A 17489-nucleotide genomic window follows, 5' to 3' on the forward strand; every position below is an offset into this window, starting at 1 on the left:
GTGCGCTCCGTCGGCGGAATCTCAACCCGACGATCCGATTTCGCGCCTCCCGCCGGACTGCTCCGCAGGCACTCCCCGGTTTAAGCGCCGCAAGATCCGCCCGACAATTGCCAAGAAACGCGGTGAAACGTGCGCCCGGAGGCTTACTGTAGGGACGCAGCCGCCCGGCGCGGATCGTTCGCAATCCAAACTCCAAACCCAGGAGACCGCAGTCATGCCCACCATCAAACTTCACCTCGAGCAGGCCGAACACGATGCCATCGCCCGTTTCGCCGCGCTGATCAACGTCAAGCCCGAGGCCGTCGCTTACGCCGCCCTCAACCGCCTGATGCTCGACACGCACAATCCGGATCTCGCCCGGGAAATCAGCGAGACGTGGGCCGGACACCACGACAACCTGCCGCTGTGGAGCGACTCCGCCTGCTCCGTGCACGCGTACGAAGGCAAGGCGGACGACGAACCGGAACCGAGTCGGTACGCGTGACGCGCATCGGCGTCAGCGGCATTCGCCGCGCGTCGCGCCCTTCCGGCCGCGCGGCGCGTCACGGCCGCGTACTTGAACAACGAATACTCTCGGCCAGCCGCACGGCATGGCGGCGCGCGACCCACACGACGGCCGGGACCGCGGCAGCGACCGGGGCGGACAGCTCCGTGCACATCGGCCGAATCGTCGTTACGGATACGGTGTAAAGATGCAGTTCCGGCATCCGGCCCGTCAGCGCGCTCGCGGCAAAGAGATCCTTCAACCCGAAGTCATGCGCCCCCAGTCCGCGGGGCAATGCGGCCACTGTTTCGACTTGGACATAGGTGATGGAGCCGGCGGCGCGCCCATCGCGCGTTGCGTCAATCAGGACCACGGCCCGCACGCCGTCGAATTCGCCGAGGAGACTCACTCCGCCGGTGCCGCCATCGAGCACCCGCACACCACGCAGCTCCAGCTCGCCTTCCCAACGCCGGACGATGTGCACGCCGACGCCCTCGTCACCCATGAGCACGTTGCCCACGCCGAGCACCAGCACCGCCGCTCCAGGCTCGGGCGCGCGCGGAGCGGCCCAGTTTTCGCCGACCAGCGTGGAATCGAGGAGGCCGCCGGTCATGGCTTCAGTCACCGGCGGACGTTCCAGTTTTTACCGGCGGCACGACCGGCGCGGTCGGAGCCGCTGCTCCGGTCACGATCGCCGAGATGCCGGTCGTCTGTTCCGCATGCGCCTGGTGCTTCTCCATGAACTTCCAACCGCCGATCATCGAGGAGAGCACGCCGTGGCCTTCGACGTAGTCGTGATAAAACACGAGGTAGACGTGCACGAGGGTGAAGACCGCGAAGGCCCACGTCACCGCATAGTGAAAGAGGCGCAGATTCTGTTCGCTGCCCGCCAGCGGCACGACCCACGTGAACAGCTGCGGCAGCCACGATGAACTGGTCGGCGCGTAAAGGCCGAAGCCCGACACGATCTGAAAAAGGCTCAGCAACACCGTGCCGCCATAGGTGAAATAGGCGACCGCGTTGTGCCCGAGCGTATGGACGGGCCGGTTGCTTGACTGGAAAATATCCACCTTCAACACCTCCCACACCTGCCGGATCTGCGCGCGGGTCAGCGGCAGGAAATTGCGCCAGTTCGCGAATTTGTTTCCAACAAAGGACCAATAGAAGCGAAAGGCCAGGTTCGCCGCGAAGACGTAGGCGGTGACGAAATGCGTGAAACGCACCGCCCCGAACCAGAAGCCCGCCGAAGCCTCGTCGCTCGTGAGAAACGCGGGCGGATGGGCGATCAGCCATCCGGATACGCCGAGCACGGTGATGGCTGCGGCGTTGATCCAATGGAACCAGCGCACCGGCTGCTCCCAGACATAGACGCGCCGGTAGTCGTGCGAAGGCGAAGTGTTCACGGTGGCCTCCGGTTTACCTGACGAGCAGTTCGTGGTGAGCCACCTCCGCTCCGTTCTCGTAGAGATGCACGGCGCACGCGAGGCAGGGATCAAATGAATGAATTGTCCGGATGATCTCGAGCGGCTGCTTCGGATCGTGGACCGGCGTGCCGATCAGCGACGCCTCGTACGCGGAGCGCTGGCCCTTGGCATCGCGGGGCGAAGCATTCCACGTGCTGGGCACCACGAGCTGATAGTTTTCGATTTTCCGGTCCTTGATGACAATCCAGTGCGCCAGCGCACCACGCGGAGCCTCGCAGGTGCCGACGCCCTTGCACTCGGCCGGCCAGGTCGCCGGATCCCAGCGTGCCTTGGTGAACGTGCGCGTGTCGCCCGCCTTGATCAGCGCGAGCAGCGAGTCGAAAAACTCCAGGCCCCATTTCGCGCACAGCCTCGCCTCGATGCCCCGCGCTGCCGTCCGGCCCAGCGTGGAGAAGAGCACCGACGCCGGCGCCTTCAACGCCCCGAGCGCCTCGAGCACCGCCTCCTTGATCGGAGTGTTGTTGCCGGCGAAACCGACCAGCATGCGCGACAACGGGCCGACCTCCATGGCGTGTCCCTTCCACCTCGGTGTTTTCAGCCAGCTGTATTTCTTGTCCACCTCGAGGTGTTCGTACGGCGGCTTCGGTCCCGTGTACTTGAGATTCGTTTCACCGACCCACGGGTGGCGCCCGCCGGTGACGCCGCCGCCCTGGTATTCGTACCAGGAGTTGTCGATCAATTCCTCGATCCCGGTCTGCGTGTCGCGCGGATCGACCGGCAGCACCTCGTTGAGATTCCGATCGAGGATGACGCCGCGTTTGAACTTGTAGCTGTCGTGCTGGTTGAAACCCGCCGTCGGCAGATCGCCGTAACAGAGGTAATTCTTGAGCCCGCCGCCAATCGACGCCCAGTCTAGATAGTACGGCGCGATGGCCAGCAGATCGGGATAGTACACCTGCTCGACGAAGTCCCGGGCCTCATTGAGCAGCTTGCCCACCAGCGCGAGTCGCTCGGCGTTGATCGCGTTCGGCTCCTCCAGATTGAGCGAGCACGGCATGCCACCGACGAGATAGTTGGGATGCGGATTCTTGCCGCCGAAAACGGCATGCACCTTCACGATTTCCTTCTGCCACTCGAGCGCCTCGAGATAGTGCGCGACGCCGAGGAGATTCACCTCCGCCGGCAGCTTGAACGCCGGATGACCCCAATAGGCATTGGCGAAGATTCCGAGCTGCCCACTCTGCACGAAACCCGTAAGGCGCTTCTGCAGATCCGCGAAATAGCCCGGAGAACTCTTCGGCCAGCGCGAAATGCTCTGCGCGACGCGCGACGTCTCCTTCGGATCCGCCTTCAACGCGCTCACCACGTCGACCCAGTCCAGCGCGTGCAGGTGGTAAAAGTGAATCACATGATCCTGCACATTCTGCACGCAGTGCATGATGTTACGGATCAACTCGGCCGCTGGCGGCACCTGGATGCCGATGGCGTCCTCGACCGATCGCACCGATGCCAGCGCGTGCACCGTCGTGCACACGCCGCACACGCGCTCGCAAAAGGCCCACGCGTCGCGGGGATCGCGGCCTTTGAGAATGATTTCGAGGCCGCGCACCATCGTGCCCGCACTCCAGGCATCGACGATCTTGCCGTCCTTCACCTCGGCCTCGATGCGCAGGTGACCTTCAATACGGGTCACCGGATCCACCACGATGCGGTTGGTCGCGGCACTCATGCGGCACCTCCCCGCCCGGCACTGTCACCACTCTCGGCATCCTCGCCTGGCTGCTTTCCGATCTCGCCGCGCTTGCGCACATTCGTCAGCACCGCGTGCGTCAGCACCGCGGCCGCCGTCACGCCGCCGACGGTGAGGCCGATGGTGTCGGCCGTCGACTCGACGCCGAAACCCGGGAAGTTCGGCAGGCGTTGATAGAACGGCCCGTTGTCCCAGAAATTCGCCTCGGAGCAACCAATGCACGGATGACCGGATTGAATCGGGAAACTCGTGCCATTGTTCCATTTCATCCCGGCGCAGGAATTGTAGGTCGTCGGTCCCTTGCAGCCGACCTTGTAAAGGCAGAAACCCTTCCGCGCGTTCTCGTCGTCGAAGGTCTCGACGAACAGGCCCGCGTCGTAATTCGCGCGGCGACTGCACGTGTCGTGCACGCGCCGCGCATAGAACGCCTTCGGCCGGCCGAGCGCATCCAGTTGCGGAATACGGTCGAAGGTCAGCAGGTGCACGAGCACGCCGGCCATCACCTCCGCGATCGGCGGGCAGCCTTGCACGTTGACGATCGGCTTGTCCTTGATGATCGCGTGAATCGGCGTCGCCCGGGTCGGATTTGGATTCGCGGCCTGCACGCAGCCGGAGCATGCGCAGTTGCCCCACGCCATGATGGCCTTCGCCCCCGCCGCGACTTCCTTCACGGTATCCAGGGCGGACTTACCGCCCACCACGCAGTAGCAGCCGTCGGCCCCGAGCGGCACCGAACCCTCGACGAGCATCAGGTATTCGCCGCGATACTTCGTGATCGTGTCATGCAGGATCTCCTCCGCCTGATGTCCGGCCGCGGCTTGGAGCGTCTCGGTGTAATCGAGCGAAATCTTGTCGAGCAGGATGTCGGCCACCACCGGGTGCGACGAACGCAGAAACGACTCGCTGCAGCACGTGCACTCCTGAAAATGCAGCCACACCACGGGAATCCGGCGCTTCGTTTCCAGCGCCTTCGCAATCTGCGCCGCCGCCTGGCTCTCGAGCCCCAGATACGCGCCCATCCAGGCGCAGAACTTGAGGAAGTCACGCCGCGGCACGCCGCGGGAGAGGATCTGTTCGTAGACGGTCGGAATGGTTTCGACCCGCGTTTCCAGAGTGATCATGGGGATTGGGGGCTAAGGCAAAGGTGGCGTGGCGGGTGGCGGGGGATGGGCAGTCCTACGCGATGAGCAGGAGAAACCCGGCGGCGATGCAGGTCGCGCCGACGAGTTGCGGCATCCCGTTCGCGCGACGTCGCGCCATGCTGCCAAGCAAAAATCCGGCGACGTGAAGGGCGGCAGTGGCGGTCACAAGTCCGGCGAGATAGGCCGGCACACCGGCCGAGAGCGGCATTTCCGCGCCATGAGCACCGCCGTGAAACAGAGCGAACACGGCCACGAGGCCGAGATTCACGCGCAGGCCCGCGCGGACAACTCCAGCGACGAGCAGGCCGAAGACAATGACCGACAGGACGATCATCGGCTCGGCCCCCGGGAGCACCACGCCCATCGCCCCAGCCGCGGCACCGCATGTCATCACGCCGACAAAGGCCGCCGGCACGAGCCAGCGCGATCGACCGGAAAGCTGCGCCGCCCAAAACCCAACGGCGGTCATGGCGATGAGATGATCCCAACCGAGCCACGGATGCGCCAGTCCCGACGCGCAGTCCACGACCAGAACTCCATTCGAATGCGCCTGAACCACCGCGGGAAAGACCAGTGCCAGGGCACCAGCCGCACAGAGTCGAAACGGGGCAACACCTTTCATGGGGCGGATACTAGTCCAACTCCGGGCCCGCAGTTGTGCGCATCTTGGGAAACATGCCGCGCTTATTGTGCTTTCCCCGCTCGGGGCTCGACGCCCGAAACGTATCGGCGCTAGTTGGACGCGCCATGCACGAAGTCGGAATCATGGAGTCCGCGCTCGACGCCGTGCTGAGGCAGGTCCGCACCAGCGGCGCCCACCGGGTGCACCGGATTGTCATTCGCGTCGGCGCCCTGTCCGGCGTCGAACCCGAGGCGCTCCGTTTCGCCTTCGAAGCCATCGCGCCGCAGACCCCCGCCGCCGAGGCCGTGCTCGAAATCAACGCCGTGCCCGGCCGCGCCCACTGCGCCACCTGCGCGGAGGATTTCGAAACCGACACCGGCTTCATCTACGCCTGCCCGCGCTGTGGCCAACTGTCCGGTGACCTGCGCCAGGGCCGCGAACTCGAGCTCTCCCGCATCGAAATGTCCTGAATGCCCACCATGAACCCCACGACCGAGCCCACTGTCTCCGAAACGTTCCGCGTCACTGCCTTGAGCGGACCGACGGTCTCGCAATCGCGCACCCTCTCCGGACCGCTCGCCGCGGAAGTCACGGCGGCCCTCGACGCCAGTCCGGGCGGTGAAGTCGCGATCAAGTCGCTCGATGTGCGCATCCCGCTCCTCGAAAAGAACGACATCCTTGCCGAGCGAAATCGCGGCTACTTTCTCGGCCGCGGACTCGTGGCGTTGAACCTGGTGTCGTCGCCCGGCGCGGGCAAAACCACCCTGCTGGAGCGCACCCTCGATGAATTCGGCGGCAGCACGCGTTGCGCCGTGCTGGTCGGCGATCTCGAAACGGAGAATGACGGCCGTCGCCTCCGCCGCCCCCACGTGCCCGTCGCGCAGATCACGACCGGCACCACGTGTCATCTCGACGCCTCGATGATCGCCCGCGGCGTCGAGTCGCTCGATCTCGACGGCGTCAAACTGCTCTTCATCGAAAACGTCGGCAATCTGGTGTGCCCGGCGTCATTCGATCTCGGCGAACAACTGCGCGTCGTGCTGCTCTCGACGACCGAGGGCGAGGACAAGCCGCTGAAGTATCCGCCGATTTTCAAATCCGCGCACGTCGTGCTCCTCACCAAGATCGATGTCGCGGACGCGCTGGGTTTTGATCGCGCCGCCGCGGTGGACAACATCCGCCGCATCGCCCCGCAGGCGAAACTCATCCAGCTCTCGGCCAGGTCCGGCGAAGGTTTCGGCGAGTGGATCGCGCTGCTGGGGTCATTGGTGCGGAAACCCAACTAAGCTCATGCCCGTGACCGAACAGGCGACCGACATCGTGCTCCGCGTGCGGGGCACGGTGCAGGGCGTGGGCTTCCGGCCCTTTGTCCACCGCCTGGCCACCGGGCTCGCCCTGCGCGGCTGGGTGCGAAACGACCGGCAGGGCGTGCTGATCCGCCTCGTCGGTCCCGGTGAAAAACTGGAAACATTCGAACGCGCCCTCCGGGACGATCTCCCCCCGGCCGCGCATGTGCTCACCATCACCGAACAGCCGCCCGAAAGCACGCTGCCCGACGCGGGCCCGGAGTTCACCATCATCGAGAGTGACACGTCCGGCCCGCTCGAGGCCACGCTGCCGCCGGACCTCGCGGTGTGCGCGGCCTGTCGCGGCGAACTGAACGATCCCGCCGACCGCCGCTTTCGGTATCCGTTTATCAACTGCACGCAGTGCGGCCCGCGCTACTCGATCATCGAGGCCCTGCCCTACGATCGTCCGCACACCACGATGCGGGCCTTCCGGATGTGTCCCGCGTGCCAGGCGGAGTACGAAACTCCCGCGAGCCGCCGCTTTCACGCACAGCCCAACGCCTGCGCGACCTGCGGTCCACGCGTCCACCTCACCGACGCCACCGGCATCCGGATGGCGGACGACGACGAGGCCATTCGCGCCGCGGCGCAGAGCATCGCCACCGGTCAAATCGTGGCCGTGAAAGGCCTGGGCGGCTACCATCTGCTGGTTGACGCCACCAGCGAGGCCGCGGTCGCCACCTTGCGTCGCCGCAAACACCGCGACGAAAAGCCGTTCGCGGTCATGTTTGCCGATCTCACCGCCCTCGCGGCGGTCGCCGACGTCTCCGCCCCGTCGGCCACGCTCCTCGCATCGCCCGCCGCGCCGATCGTGCTGGTGCCGCGCCGGGCCGGAGCCGCGCTCGCGCTCGGCGTGGCACCCGGGAATCCGTGGATCGGCGCCTTTCTCGCCTCGACGCCGCTGCACGTGTTGCTGCTGCAGGCGATCGGCCGGCCGGTTGTGGCGACCAGCGCGAACCTCGCCGACGAACCGTTGTGCACGAGCGAAGAGGAGGCCCGCCGCAGGCTCGCGGGCATCGCGGACCAGTTTCTCCACCACGATCGACCCGTCGCACATCCCGTCGATGACTCCGTCGTGCGCCACGGTCGCACCGCATCGATCATGCTGCGCCGCGCACGGGGCTACGCCCCGACAACGCTCCCGCTGCCGGGCGCCCTCGCGGGCCACTGGCTGTGCGTCGGCGCGCAGATGAAGGCCACGGTGGCCGTCGCTTCCGACCGGCGGGTTGTCCTCAGTCCGCACATCGGTGACCTCGGTGGCGCGGCCACCGCGGAGGTGTTTCGCCGGACCGCCGCGATGCTGCGGGACGTGCATGGCGGCGAGTTCACCGCCGTCGTGTGCGACAAGCATCCCGACTACAGCTCGACGCGTTTTGCGCAAACGCTCCCGCTGCCGCGCGTGGCGGTGCAGCATCATCTGGCGCACGTGCTCGCCTGCCTGCTCGAACACCAGCAGCCGGCCGATGACGTGCTCGGCGTGTCGTGGGACGGAACCGGATACGGCGAGGACGGCACCGTGTGGGGCGGCGAGTTCCTCCTGCTGCGCCGGAACACCGCGCTCCGTTTCGGGCGGCTGCATCCGTTCCGGCTGCCGGGCGGAGATGCCGCGGCGCGGGACCCGCGCCGCGTGGCGCTGAGTCTGCTGCAGGCCGCCGGCAGCGCGCGCTACGATGCTCTCGCCCACGACTTTGGTTTTTCACCCGACGATGCCCGGGTGCTGCGAATCATGCTCGGCCGCGGTCTGAACGCTCCCATGGCCTCGAGCGCGGGCCGGCTGTTCGATGCCGTGGGCGCGCTGCTTGGGCTGGGACATCGCAATCACTTCGAAGGCCAGACGCCGCTCGCGGTCGAAGCGGCCGCGATGGCGGCGCCGGTGGTGCCGAGCACGCTGCTGCCACTTCCGCTCCAACGTCTGCCCGCGTGCAGCGGCGCGGTGTGCGAACTCGACTGGCGGCTGTTGATCGACGCGCTGCTGGCGCAATCGGCCCGCGGCGTCGAACGCGTCGTGCTCGCGCAGGCGTTTCATCACGCCCTCGCCAGCGGCATCGTGGCGATGGCGCGCGAAGCGGGCGTGCGGACAGTCGCGTTGAGCGGTGGCTGTTTTCAGAACGCCCTCCTGCTCGACCTCGCCACCGCGGCACTCCACGCCAACGGCTTCACCGTCCTCACTCACCGGGAGCTGCCGCCCAACGACGGCAACATTGCCGCCGGCCAGGCCCTCGGCGCGTTGTGGAATCTCACCTCGGTCGCCCTGCCCTGAACGCCACCTGCCCGTCCGTACCCTCCCCTCTCATGTGCCTCGCCGTTCCCGGTCGCGTGCTCGATATTCAAGGCGACGATCCTTTCCTGCGCACCGGTCGCGTCAGCTTCAACGGCGTGATCAAGCACGTCAGCCTCACCTGCGCCCCCGAGGCGAAAGTCGGCGACTACGTGCTCGTGCACGTCGGCGTCGCCATCAGCGTGATCGACGAGAAGGAGGCCGAGGACACCTTTCGCTACCTCCAGGCCATGGGCGATCTCGACGGGCTCGAACCGGTCACGACGCGAATTCCGGGCCCGCCATGAAGTTCGTCGACGAATACCGCGACGCCACGGTGGTGAAATCGCTCGCGGCGGCCATCGCCCGCGTGACGACCCGACCGTGGACGATCATGGAGATCTGCGGCGGGCAGACGCATGCGATCGTGAAGTTCGGCCTCGACGAACTGCTGCCGGCGGGCGTGACGCTGGTGCACGGTCCGGGTTGTCCGGTCTGCGTCACGCCTGCCGAACTCATCGATCGCGCGGTCGAGCTGGCGTTAAAGCCGGGCGTGATTCTCTGCTCCTTCGGCGACATGCTGCGCGTGCCCGGCAGCGGCGTGGATCTGCTCACCGCCAAGGCCCGCGGCGGCGACGTGCGCATCGTCTACTCGCCGCTCGACGCCGTGACCCTGGCCGAGGCGAATCCCGGCCGCGAAGTCGTCTTTTTTGCGGTGGGCTTCGAGACCACGGCGCCGGCCAACGCACTGGCGGTGCTGCGCGCGGCCCGCGCGGGCGCGCGCAACTTCTCGCTGCTCGTATCCCATGTTCTGGTACCTCCCGCCATGCGCGCCATCCTCGGGGCCGCAGACAACCGGGTGCAGGGCTTCCTCGCCGCCGGTCACGTGTGCGCGATCATGGGCACCGGCGAGTACCACGCCATTGCGGCTGAGTTTCGCGCGCCGATTGTGGTCACGGGCTTCGAGCCTGTGGACATTCTGCAGGGATTGTTGCAATGCGTCCGCCAGCTCGAAGCCGGCCGCGCCGAGGTCGAGAACGCCTACGCGCGCGTGGTGCGCCCCGAGGGCAACGCCCCCGCCCGCGCGCTCGTACACGAGGCCTTTGTCGTCGAGGACCGCAACTGGCGCGGACTCGGCCCGATCCCGGCGAGCGGCTGGGGATTGCGGCCGGAACTCGCGGCCTACGACGCACCGCGCAAGTTTGGCCTCGCCGCCGCCGTGCCGGTCGAAGCCGGCGAGTGTATCAGCGGCTCCATTATGCGCGGCGTGATGAAACCGCACCAGTGCCCGGCGTTCGGCACGCGGTGCACGCCCGAACATCCGATTGGCGCGCCGATGGTCTCGAGCGAAGGCGCCTGCGCCGCGTATTACCGGTACCGGCATCGGGCCAGCGCCGCCTGAACGCACCTCGAGCCGGTGCTCAGCAGATGCGCGGCAGCTGTTCGCCAGTGAGGCGGTCCAGCACGCGCTCGGCGCCAATCACGCTGCGCAACGTGACCAACCCCGCCGGGCGGGCTCGCAATTCGCCAATCAACCGGGGCGGCCCGCCGGGCGCGGTGCGTTCGAGTATCGCCAGCGCGGCCGGGGCCTGCGCCGCCGGCAGGATGCACACAAAGCGGCCTTCGTTGGCGACATAGAGCGGCTCGAGGCCGAGGATCTCACACGCCCCGCGCACGAGGGCGGTGACGGGCACGGCGGCTTCATCGATCGCCAGCGCGAGCCGGGCGGTTTCCGCCATCTCGACCAGCGCGGTCGCCAGTCCGCCGCGCGTCAGGTCGCGCAGGCAGTGGATCTCCAAGCCGTCGTCGAGCAGCGCCTGCACCGCCGCACCCAGCGGCGCGCAATCGCTCTCGATCGCGCTTTCGAACTCGAGCCCCTCGCGGCTCGCCATGATCGCCATGCCGTGACGACCGATGTCGCCGCTGAGGAGGATCGCATCGCCCGCGCGGATACTCGACGGCGCGATCGTGAGGTCGTGATGAATGACGCCCACGCCCGCGGTGGTGATGTAGACGCCGTCACCCTTGCCGCGTTCGACCACCTTGGTGTCCCCGGTTACAATCGAAACCCCCGCGGCCAGCGCCGCGGCGCGCATCGAGGCCACCACCCGTTCAAGTGTCGCGGTGGCCAATCCCTCTTCGAGAACGAAGCTCGCGGTGAGCCACAACGGCGTCGCTCCGCACATGCTGAGGTCGTTGACCGTGCCGTTGACCGCCAGCGTGCCAATGTCGCCGCCGGGAAAAAACAGCGGGCTGACCACGTGCGCATCGGTCGTGAGCGCCAGCTTGGCCCCGCCCACCGTCAACACCGCGCCATCGTGCTGCGCGGCGAGCGCCGGATGCGCAAACGCGGGGCGAAAGATCCGCTCGATCAAATCCTGCGTGAGGCGGCCCCCGCCGCCGTGGCCGACGGTGATCTCGGCCCGATGCGCAAGCGGCAACGGACAGGACAAGGCAGGCGTAATGGGCGAAGGGGACGTCACAAGTGGGGCCGATGGCAATGATCCCAACCGGCAGCCCATTTATGCCTGAGAAGCCCGCGGTCGACTGCGCAGTCCTTGCCCAGCATGGCGCGAGGTTTGCGTTGGCTGCTCAGTCCGGACGCGCGCCTCAGCCGCATTGCGGCAAGCCGGCCTTGATCGCGGCGGCGGGCAGGACGAGTCCGCGACTGCATCCGGCCTCTTCCTCGCTGACATGCGCCCGCATGGCATCACGGTAGGCGTTCACCGAGCCGAAGAACTCCGACATCATCAGCATGAGCCAGTACATGCCGCGCTCGGTGAGCCGCCACCCGCGATCATCGCGCTTCGCGGCACCCAGCAGTTCCAGCGTGCGCAGTTCGCCCCAGAGCGTGCGGAAGAAGCGCGGGCCGTGGCGTTGCAATGCCCACTCCCGATCGAGCCCCAGCCCGAACATCCGCACGAGCAGCGCGTACCGCAGCTGATCCGACGCGCTCAGGCGATGCGACGCCGCGATGCCGGTGAGCCCGCGCGCGACCTGTTGTTCGTAGTGCGCCAAGGAAAAGGTCGTCGCGTGCAGCACACCGTCGAGATAGCTGAACGCGCCGCTACCGACGCCAACGTAGTTCTCCGCGGCGACGATGTACTCGTCGCCGGTGCTGCCGCGGCGGGTGAAGCACCAGGCCGACGCCGGCGTGAACTCCGGCTGCAGCCGGCGCAGAATCGTCTCGAAAAACGGGCGCAGCCGCCGCGGATCCGGCGCCCCCATGGCGGTGTTCATCCGCCGCTGCACGCTCGGCGCGGTCATCAGCGGATAACACGAGACCTGGGTGACGCCGAGATCGCGCACCAGCTGGAGATCGCGCTCGAGCGAGTCGATCGACTGCCGCGGCTGGTTGAAGATCAAATCGACGTTGAGCGTCGGGAAAACCCCGCGGACCGACTGCAGGTGCGCGATGATCTCCGCCGCGCTGCCGTACTTCTCGTAACGCTGCATGTCGCGCAGGAGATTGTCGTCGAAGCTTTGCACGCCGATCGACAGCCGCGTCACGCCCGCTTCGCGCAACTGGGTCATCAGTTCCGGTTTCAGCTCGCGCGGGTTCGTTTCGACGGAAATCTCGCGCACGGCAAACAACCCGCGCACGAGCGCGATTGTCTCCAGCAGTTCCTGCGGCTCGATCGTCGGGGTGCCGCCGCCAAAGTAGACGCCGGTGAACCGGTAACCGGCGGCGTGATACAGCCGCAGTTCCTGCCGCAGGGCGGCGAAGTACGGCGCGGCCTGCGCATGGCAGTGCTGGACGCGATGGAACGAACAGAACGGGCACAGTGCCGCGCAAAACGGGATGTGGACGTAAAGGTAGCAGCCGCCCTCGCGCGGCGGCGGCGGGACGCGGCCGTCCGCGTCCTGCATCTTCAGAAACCCGCGCGTGCGGAACCGGAACAACCGGACCAACGCTGCATCCATGAACGGGAGATCAAGCACGGCGGGGCCATCGTTGGTGCTTTCTTCAGTGCAGGAGACGGGAGAGCAGCGCGTAGATCATGAGCCCGAGGAGACACACGCCGACGCCGAGGAACACGAAGCCCATGGCCTTGTAGACCGTCTTGCGGCTCTCCCAGTCGCTGTGAATCACGCGATGCTGCTCGAGTTTGCCCGAGGCGACCAGGCGGTCGTACCAGCGGCGGCGCTCGTGCAGCATTTCGGTCTTCGAGATGTGACCCGAGAAAATCACGGTATCCATCGGGAACTTGTCGAAACGGAAATGCGTGTTGAAGAAGTGGAACGTGAAGATGAAGCCGGCCGCGAGCAGCGCCTCATCCGAATGCACCACGACGGCGATGTTGATGAACCAGCCCGGCATGAAGGTCGTGAAGAACTTCGGGAACCAGAGCACGAGGCCGGAGAACCCGATGATCGCAACACCCCAGAAGACCGCGAAGTAGTCGAAGCGCTCCCAGTACGTCCAACGATCCCACTGCGGGCGCGGGCCGCGGCCGAAGAACCACTTCATGTGCGCCACGAAATCGCGGCCGTCCTGCAGCGACGGCACCATCGAGTCAGGTCCGAAGAGCACGCTCCAGAGCCGGCCGAAGGAGAACCGCCCGGTCGCTGGATTCCGCATCGCGGCGCGGTTGCGCCAGGCGTTGCCGATCAGGCTGCCGATGTGCAGCGCGAAGTAGGCGAAGGTCACGATTGCGCCGAGGTGATGCAGCACGCGCGCCGCCTCGGGGCCGCCCAGGAAGTTGAAGAGCGTGCGGGCCCACGGCGTGTAGTAGAATTTCAGCGGCATGCCCGTCAGCACCAAGGTAAGGAAGCTCGTCACCACGAGCATGTGCAGGAAGCGCTCGAACGGATTGAAGCGTCGGTAGGTCTCCGCGTCAGCATGCGCCGCAATCCGCCCGGCCTTGAACGCGGCCGGATCGCGGGCGTAGCTGATTGCGAATCGAATGATCCACAGCAGCGTGTGGATGCCAAAGAAGGCAAAGACGCTCATCAGCAGCGTCGTCATGAACAGGTACACGCGGTGCAGGCCGGGATAATTCTTCCCGTCCGACGGATCCGCGTGCGGCCGGTAGCCGGTGAATGCTTCGTTGGCGCCGGTGTGGCACTTCGCGCAGGTCTGCACGATTTTGCCCGCGTGCAGCGTCGAGCGCACATCGGTGTGTGCGAAGACATCGTGATGCCCGTGGCAGTCGTAACACGCGGCCACCTCGGGCGCGGCGTTGCTCTTGCCGAGCATCATGGCCTTGCCGTGATAGGTCTCGCGGTAGTTCGCCAGCCGCTCCTCGTGGCACTTGCCGCAGCTCTGGTCGCTCGTGGCCTTGAAGTGGGCGCTGCCGGGCCGCTCGATCTTGTGCGCGCTGTGACAATCCGTGCACACCGGCGCCTTCGTGTCGGCTTTCGCCAGCAGCTGGCCGTGCACGCTGGAAAGGTAGGTTTTTTCGACTCCGACGTGACACGTGCCGCAGGTTTCGGTCAGCCGGGCCTTGCCGGTGTGGCCGGTGGCGTCCTTGCCGGCCTTGATGTCGTGCACGCCGTGACAGTCGTTGCAGGAGGGCGCGACGGTGAGACCCATCTTGTAGAGACCGCGCCCGTGAATGCTGTCGCGGAAGTTCGCGATGCCGCCGCTGACCTCGAGGCCGAGCTTCTTCGCCATCACCGGGTCCTCGTGACATTTCGCGCAGGTGACCGGGAGGTTGAACTTGAAGACCGGTGAATCGAGATGCTTCGCCGGCAGCATCTCGTGCGAGGAACCGTGGCACGTGAAGCACGTGGCGGCGACCGGCTGACCGTTCTTGCGCGGGGTGCCATGAATGCTGGTCGCGAATTGCGTCACCGCTTTTTCATGACACGAGGTGCACTGCGCCGGCGGCAGCTTGGACGCGTGCTCGGCCTCCTTGAGGGTGTTGTGGCAGTCGACGCAGTTGGTCTTCGCATGCACCGACTTCGCGTACAGTTCGGGTCGCACGCCGATCCACTCGGGCGGCAGTCCGCGTTTGCGCGGTTTGAACTCGGCCTCGTGGCACTCCATGCACTCCGAGTTGGCCACGGCCGGCTTCGGCGCGGGCCCGAGCGTGGTGGCCGGCTCGGCCGCGCGGGCGTTCAGCAGGACCAGTCCGAAGAGCAGGCCGGTGCGCGAGGCCCACCGAAACCGACGGCACAGCGCGTTCATGGGCTCAGCATGCCCGACTTTTAACGGCGGGGCTACGCAACCGTTGACGGTTGATACGCGGCGATTGTTCGACGTGCGATCGCGGCGCCGCGCGACCCATCAGGGCTCAACGCAAGAAACGCGGCATGCCGGCGCCGTCGCCTGGCCACGACACCGCCGGATTTTTTGCCACGGACTACACGGAACTCTGATTTTCCGTGTGTTCCGTGTGTGCCGTGGGCCACCCAGCTTGGTCGTCCGAATCTGCACGCGTCGTGGTCCCGCGGCCGGACGCGGCGTGAGACCTACTTCTGGATGCCGCCGTTATGGCAATCGCTGCACGACAGCTCCGCGTCGGGTTCGCCGTCGGGGTGCTTGAACGTGTGGCCCTTGGCCGAAAGCAGCTCGAGATCCGTGCCCTTGCCCTGCGCGATGATCGTGTGGCACGAGTTGCAGTCGCTTGAGCGGACCTTCTGGCCCGTCGCGGACTTGTGCTTGTCGTCATGGCAGCGGAAGCAGCCGGGCCAGTTCTTGTGTCCGATGTTGTCCGGATAAACCCGCCAGTCGGCCTTGCGCTCCGGGAAGATTGTCGCCGCAAAAATCTTTTGCGTTGTCGCCACCGCGGCCGGCACTTCGGCGGCCAGGGCAGGATCCGTGTACTTGGAGCGGATGAAGTCGGAGATCTTCTGCGAGGCGCTGGCCTCGGTGATTTCCTTCTGGGTCATCGCCTGCACGGCCACGCGCTTGATGTTCGGCAGCTTGGTGCTGAGCGTGCCTTCGAGCATGGCGCGCTCCACGGCGTCGTTGGCCGTCGGGAACATGTGGGCCGGCCGGTTGTGGCAGTCCATGCAATCCATCACGCGAATGCGATCGGCGGGCGGCTCGCCCTTGAAGGAATCGACCCGGAAGATTTTCGCGGTGTTGTCCTTCAGATTCGTCACGCGCATCCACGGGATGTCCTGACGCTTCTCGTCGATGGCGTAGTACTCCACGCGCTCCGTCGTGCTGACGTGCCAGTGAATGCCGCCGAGCGGGCTGCCTGGCGCGCTTTTGTTCACGTGCAGCAGCATGCGTGCGGTGTAGGCGGTATTTTTCTTGTCCGAGAGGAAATGCTCGTAGTCGACCTGGACATTGCCGGCGAACTTCTCCGGCCAGTGGCACTTTTCACAGGTGTCCTGAGCGGGCCGCAGGTTCTTCACCGGCGTGTCGATGGGACGGTTGTAGTTATTGAGCAGGTACGCGATGAGCTGATGCGTGCCGTTGATCTTGGCCTTCACGAACCACTGCACGCCCTCGCCGACGTGACATTCGACGCAATCGACCCGGGCGTGCGCGCCGCGCTTGTAGGTGACGAACTCGGGGTTCATCGCGCTGTGGCAGACCTGGCCGCAGAACACGGTGGATTCGGAATAGTGATACGTCTGGTAGCTGCCGAAGGCGCTCAGCATCACGAAACCGACGGCGCAGCAGGCAAAGACGATGAGGACTTTGCGCTGCTTCGGATCGGCGAGATTCAGGCGCCACTTGTCCGGCGCGGTCGCCGCATGCTTGATCGCCCAGCGGCGTTGCGCCCAGGCGCCGAAGAAGGCGAGGGCCAGGCCGGCGATCAGGAACCCGGGCGCCACCAGGTAGGTGAAGATGCCGAGGTACGGGTTGGAGTTGTCCTTCGTGAAATCGATCCACACCAGGAGCGCGAAGGAGAACAGCGCGCCGATGGCGAGGACGCCACCGATCGCACTGATCCAGTTGTTGAAATGCGAACGCGGCTTGGCGCTGCGATTCTCCGGGGCGGGCTGGATGGGATCGGACATGGTGCGGGCGCTGGCGGTTACCTGGGTAAATCAGACCGGCGCAATTCCGAGGAACGGCGCCGGTGATTGTTCAGCGTGACGTTGAGGTCACGACTTGAACTTGCGGATGTAAGCAACGAGTTCCTTGATCTCGTCAGCCGAGAGTTCGTCCTTGTAGGCCTTCATTTTCTCCTTGCCGGCCTTGTCGAAGACTCCGTCGGTGGTCGCCTTGATCATGTCGGCGTCCTTCATCTCCGCCTGCACCTTGGCATCGGTGTAGTCCTTCACCTGAAGTTTCTTGCCGGCCTTGGTCTGGCCCTTGCCATCGGCGCCGTGGCATTTGGTGCAATGGTTTTCCCAGTTCTCCGCGACCGGCGCCGCCAGGCTGAGCGCGGCAGCCGCCAGGAGCGGGCCGCCGAAAATGAGGAATTTCGTGCTAGTTTTCATAATGGGAAATGTCGTTCGTTGCGACGCTAGTATGCCAGCGGGGAAGGAGCGAGGCTGCGCATCGCTTGCCAACATGCGCGCACCCGTTGCGCTGTTTGGCCAGGCCGACCGG

16 protein-coding genes are annotated in these 17489 nt (G+C 66.1%); 6 read left to right on the top strand and 10 right to left on the bottom strand.

Going from position 1 to position 17489, the window contains the following annotated elements; translation table 11 throughout:
- The first annotated feature begins 214 nt into the window (after positions 1-214).
- Positions 215-484, top strand: a complete 270-nt coding sequence (locus ACLJEU_RS20620) for a hypothetical protein (protein WP_414663243.1) — start codon at positions 215-217, stop codon at positions 482-484.
- 58 nt (positions 485-542) lie between these two features.
- Here ACLJEU_RS20620 and ACLJEU_RS20625 read toward each other — a convergent pair whose 3' ends face one another.
- From ACLJEU_RS20625 to ACLJEU_RS20645, 5 genes are read right to left on the bottom strand one after another with little or no spacing between them, the layout of a single operon-like run.
- Positions 543-1097, bottom strand: a complete 555-nt coding sequence (locus ACLJEU_RS20625) for a hydrogenase maturation protease (protein ID WP_414663244.1) — start codon at positions 1095-1097, stop codon at positions 543-545.
- A 4-nt stretch (positions 1098-1101) separates the two neighbouring features.
- Positions 1102-1887, bottom strand: a complete 786-nt coding sequence (gene cybH, locus ACLJEU_RS20630; RefSeq protein WP_414663245.1) for a Ni/Fe-hydrogenase, b-type cytochrome subunit — start codon at positions 1885-1887, stop codon at positions 1102-1104.
- A 13-nt stretch (positions 1888-1900) separates the two neighbouring features.
- Positions 1901-3637, bottom strand: a complete 1737-nt coding sequence (locus tag ACLJEU_RS20635; protein ID WP_414663246.1) for a nickel-dependent hydrogenase large subunit — start codon at positions 3635-3637, stop codon at positions 1901-1903.
- Positions 3634-4779, bottom strand: a complete 1146-nt coding sequence (locus tag ACLJEU_RS20640) for a hydrogenase small subunit (protein ID WP_414663247.1) — start codon at positions 4777-4779, stop codon at positions 3634-3636. Before ACLJEU_RS20640 ends, ACLJEU_RS20635 begins: the two co-directional genes overlap by 4 nt.
- 55 nt (positions 4780-4834) lie before the next feature.
- Entirely contained in the window at positions 4835-5422 is a 588-nt protein-coding gene (locus tag ACLJEU_RS20645; protein ID WP_414663248.1) for a HupE/UreJ family protein, read from the bottom strand.
- Between the two features lie 125 nt (positions 5423-5547).
- Here ACLJEU_RS20645 and hypA point away from each other — a divergent pair, with 125 nt between their 5' ends.
- The 5 genes from hypA to hypD are packed head-to-tail and all read left to right on the top strand — an operon-like array spanning position 5548 to position 10430.
- Positions 5548-5892: a hydrogenase maturation nickel metallochaperone HypA gene (gene hypA, locus ACLJEU_RS20650; protein ID WP_414663249.1), complete on the top strand. Its 345-nt coding sequence runs from the start codon at positions 5548-5550 to the stop codon at positions 5890-5892.
- Between the two features lie 9 nt (positions 5893-5901).
- The gene (hypB, locus tag ACLJEU_RS20655; protein ID WP_414663250.1) at positions 5902-6708 is read left to right on the top strand and encodes a hydrogenase nickel incorporation protein HypB; all 807 of its coding nucleotides are present in this window, start codon (positions 5902-5904) and stop codon (positions 6706-6708) included.
- A gap of 4 nt (positions 6709-6712) precedes the next feature.
- On the top strand, positions 6713-9031 hold the full coding sequence (gene hypF, locus ACLJEU_RS20660) for a carbamoyltransferase HypF (RefSeq protein WP_414663251.1): 2319 nt from the start codon (positions 6713-6715) through the stop codon (positions 9029-9031).
- A gap of 32 nt (positions 9032-9063) precedes the next feature.
- The gene (locus ACLJEU_RS20665) at positions 9064-9336 is read left to right on the top strand and encodes a HypC/HybG/HupF family hydrogenase formation chaperone (protein WP_414663252.1); all 273 of its coding nucleotides are present in this window, start codon (positions 9064-9066) and stop codon (positions 9334-9336) included.
- Entirely contained in the window at positions 9333-10430 is a 1098-nt protein-coding gene (gene hypD, locus ACLJEU_RS20670; protein ID WP_414663253.1) for a hydrogenase formation protein HypD, read from the top strand. Before ACLJEU_RS20665 ends, hypD begins: the two co-directional genes overlap by 4 nt.
- Before the next feature lie 19 nt (positions 10431-10449).
- On the opposite strand, the gene hypE is transcribed toward hypD, so the two are convergent.
- The 5 genes from hypE to ACLJEU_RS20695 form a co-directional block, all read right to left on the bottom strand.
- Positions 10450-11469: a hydrogenase expression/formation protein HypE gene (gene hypE / locus ACLJEU_RS20675; protein WP_457795283.1), complete on the bottom strand. Its 1020-nt coding sequence runs from the start codon at positions 11467-11469 to the stop codon at positions 10450-10452.
- A gap of 169 nt (positions 11470-11638) precedes the next feature.
- The gene (locus ACLJEU_RS20680; RefSeq protein WP_414663255.1) at positions 11639-12970 is read right to left on the bottom strand and encodes a coproporphyrinogen III oxidase family protein; all 1332 of its coding nucleotides are present in this window, start codon (positions 12968-12970) and stop codon (positions 11639-11641) included.
- A gap of 25 nt (positions 12971-12995) precedes the next feature.
- Positions 12996-15161, bottom strand: coding sequence for a cytochrome c3 family protein (locus tag ACLJEU_RS20685; RefSeq protein ID WP_414663256.1), 2166 nt, complete (start codon positions 15159-15161; stop codon positions 12996-12998).
- A gap of 284 nt (positions 15162-15445) precedes the next feature.
- Positions 15446-16951: a hypothetical protein gene (locus tag ACLJEU_RS20690; protein WP_414663257.1), complete on the bottom strand. Its 1506-nt coding sequence runs from the start codon at positions 16949-16951 to the stop codon at positions 15446-15448.
- Positions 16952-17038: 87 nt separating this feature from the next.
- Entirely contained in the window at positions 17039-17377 is a 339-nt protein-coding gene (locus tag ACLJEU_RS20695; protein WP_414663258.1) for a c-type cytochrome, read from the bottom strand.
- Positions 17378-17489: the final 112 nt, after the last annotated feature.

The sequence above is a fragment of the Terrisphaera buseokensis genome (genome assembly GCF_047521145.2).
In the GTDB taxonomy this organism is placed as follows: domain Bacteria; phylum Verrucomicrobiota; class Verrucomicrobiia; order Opitutales; family Opitutaceae; genus ER46.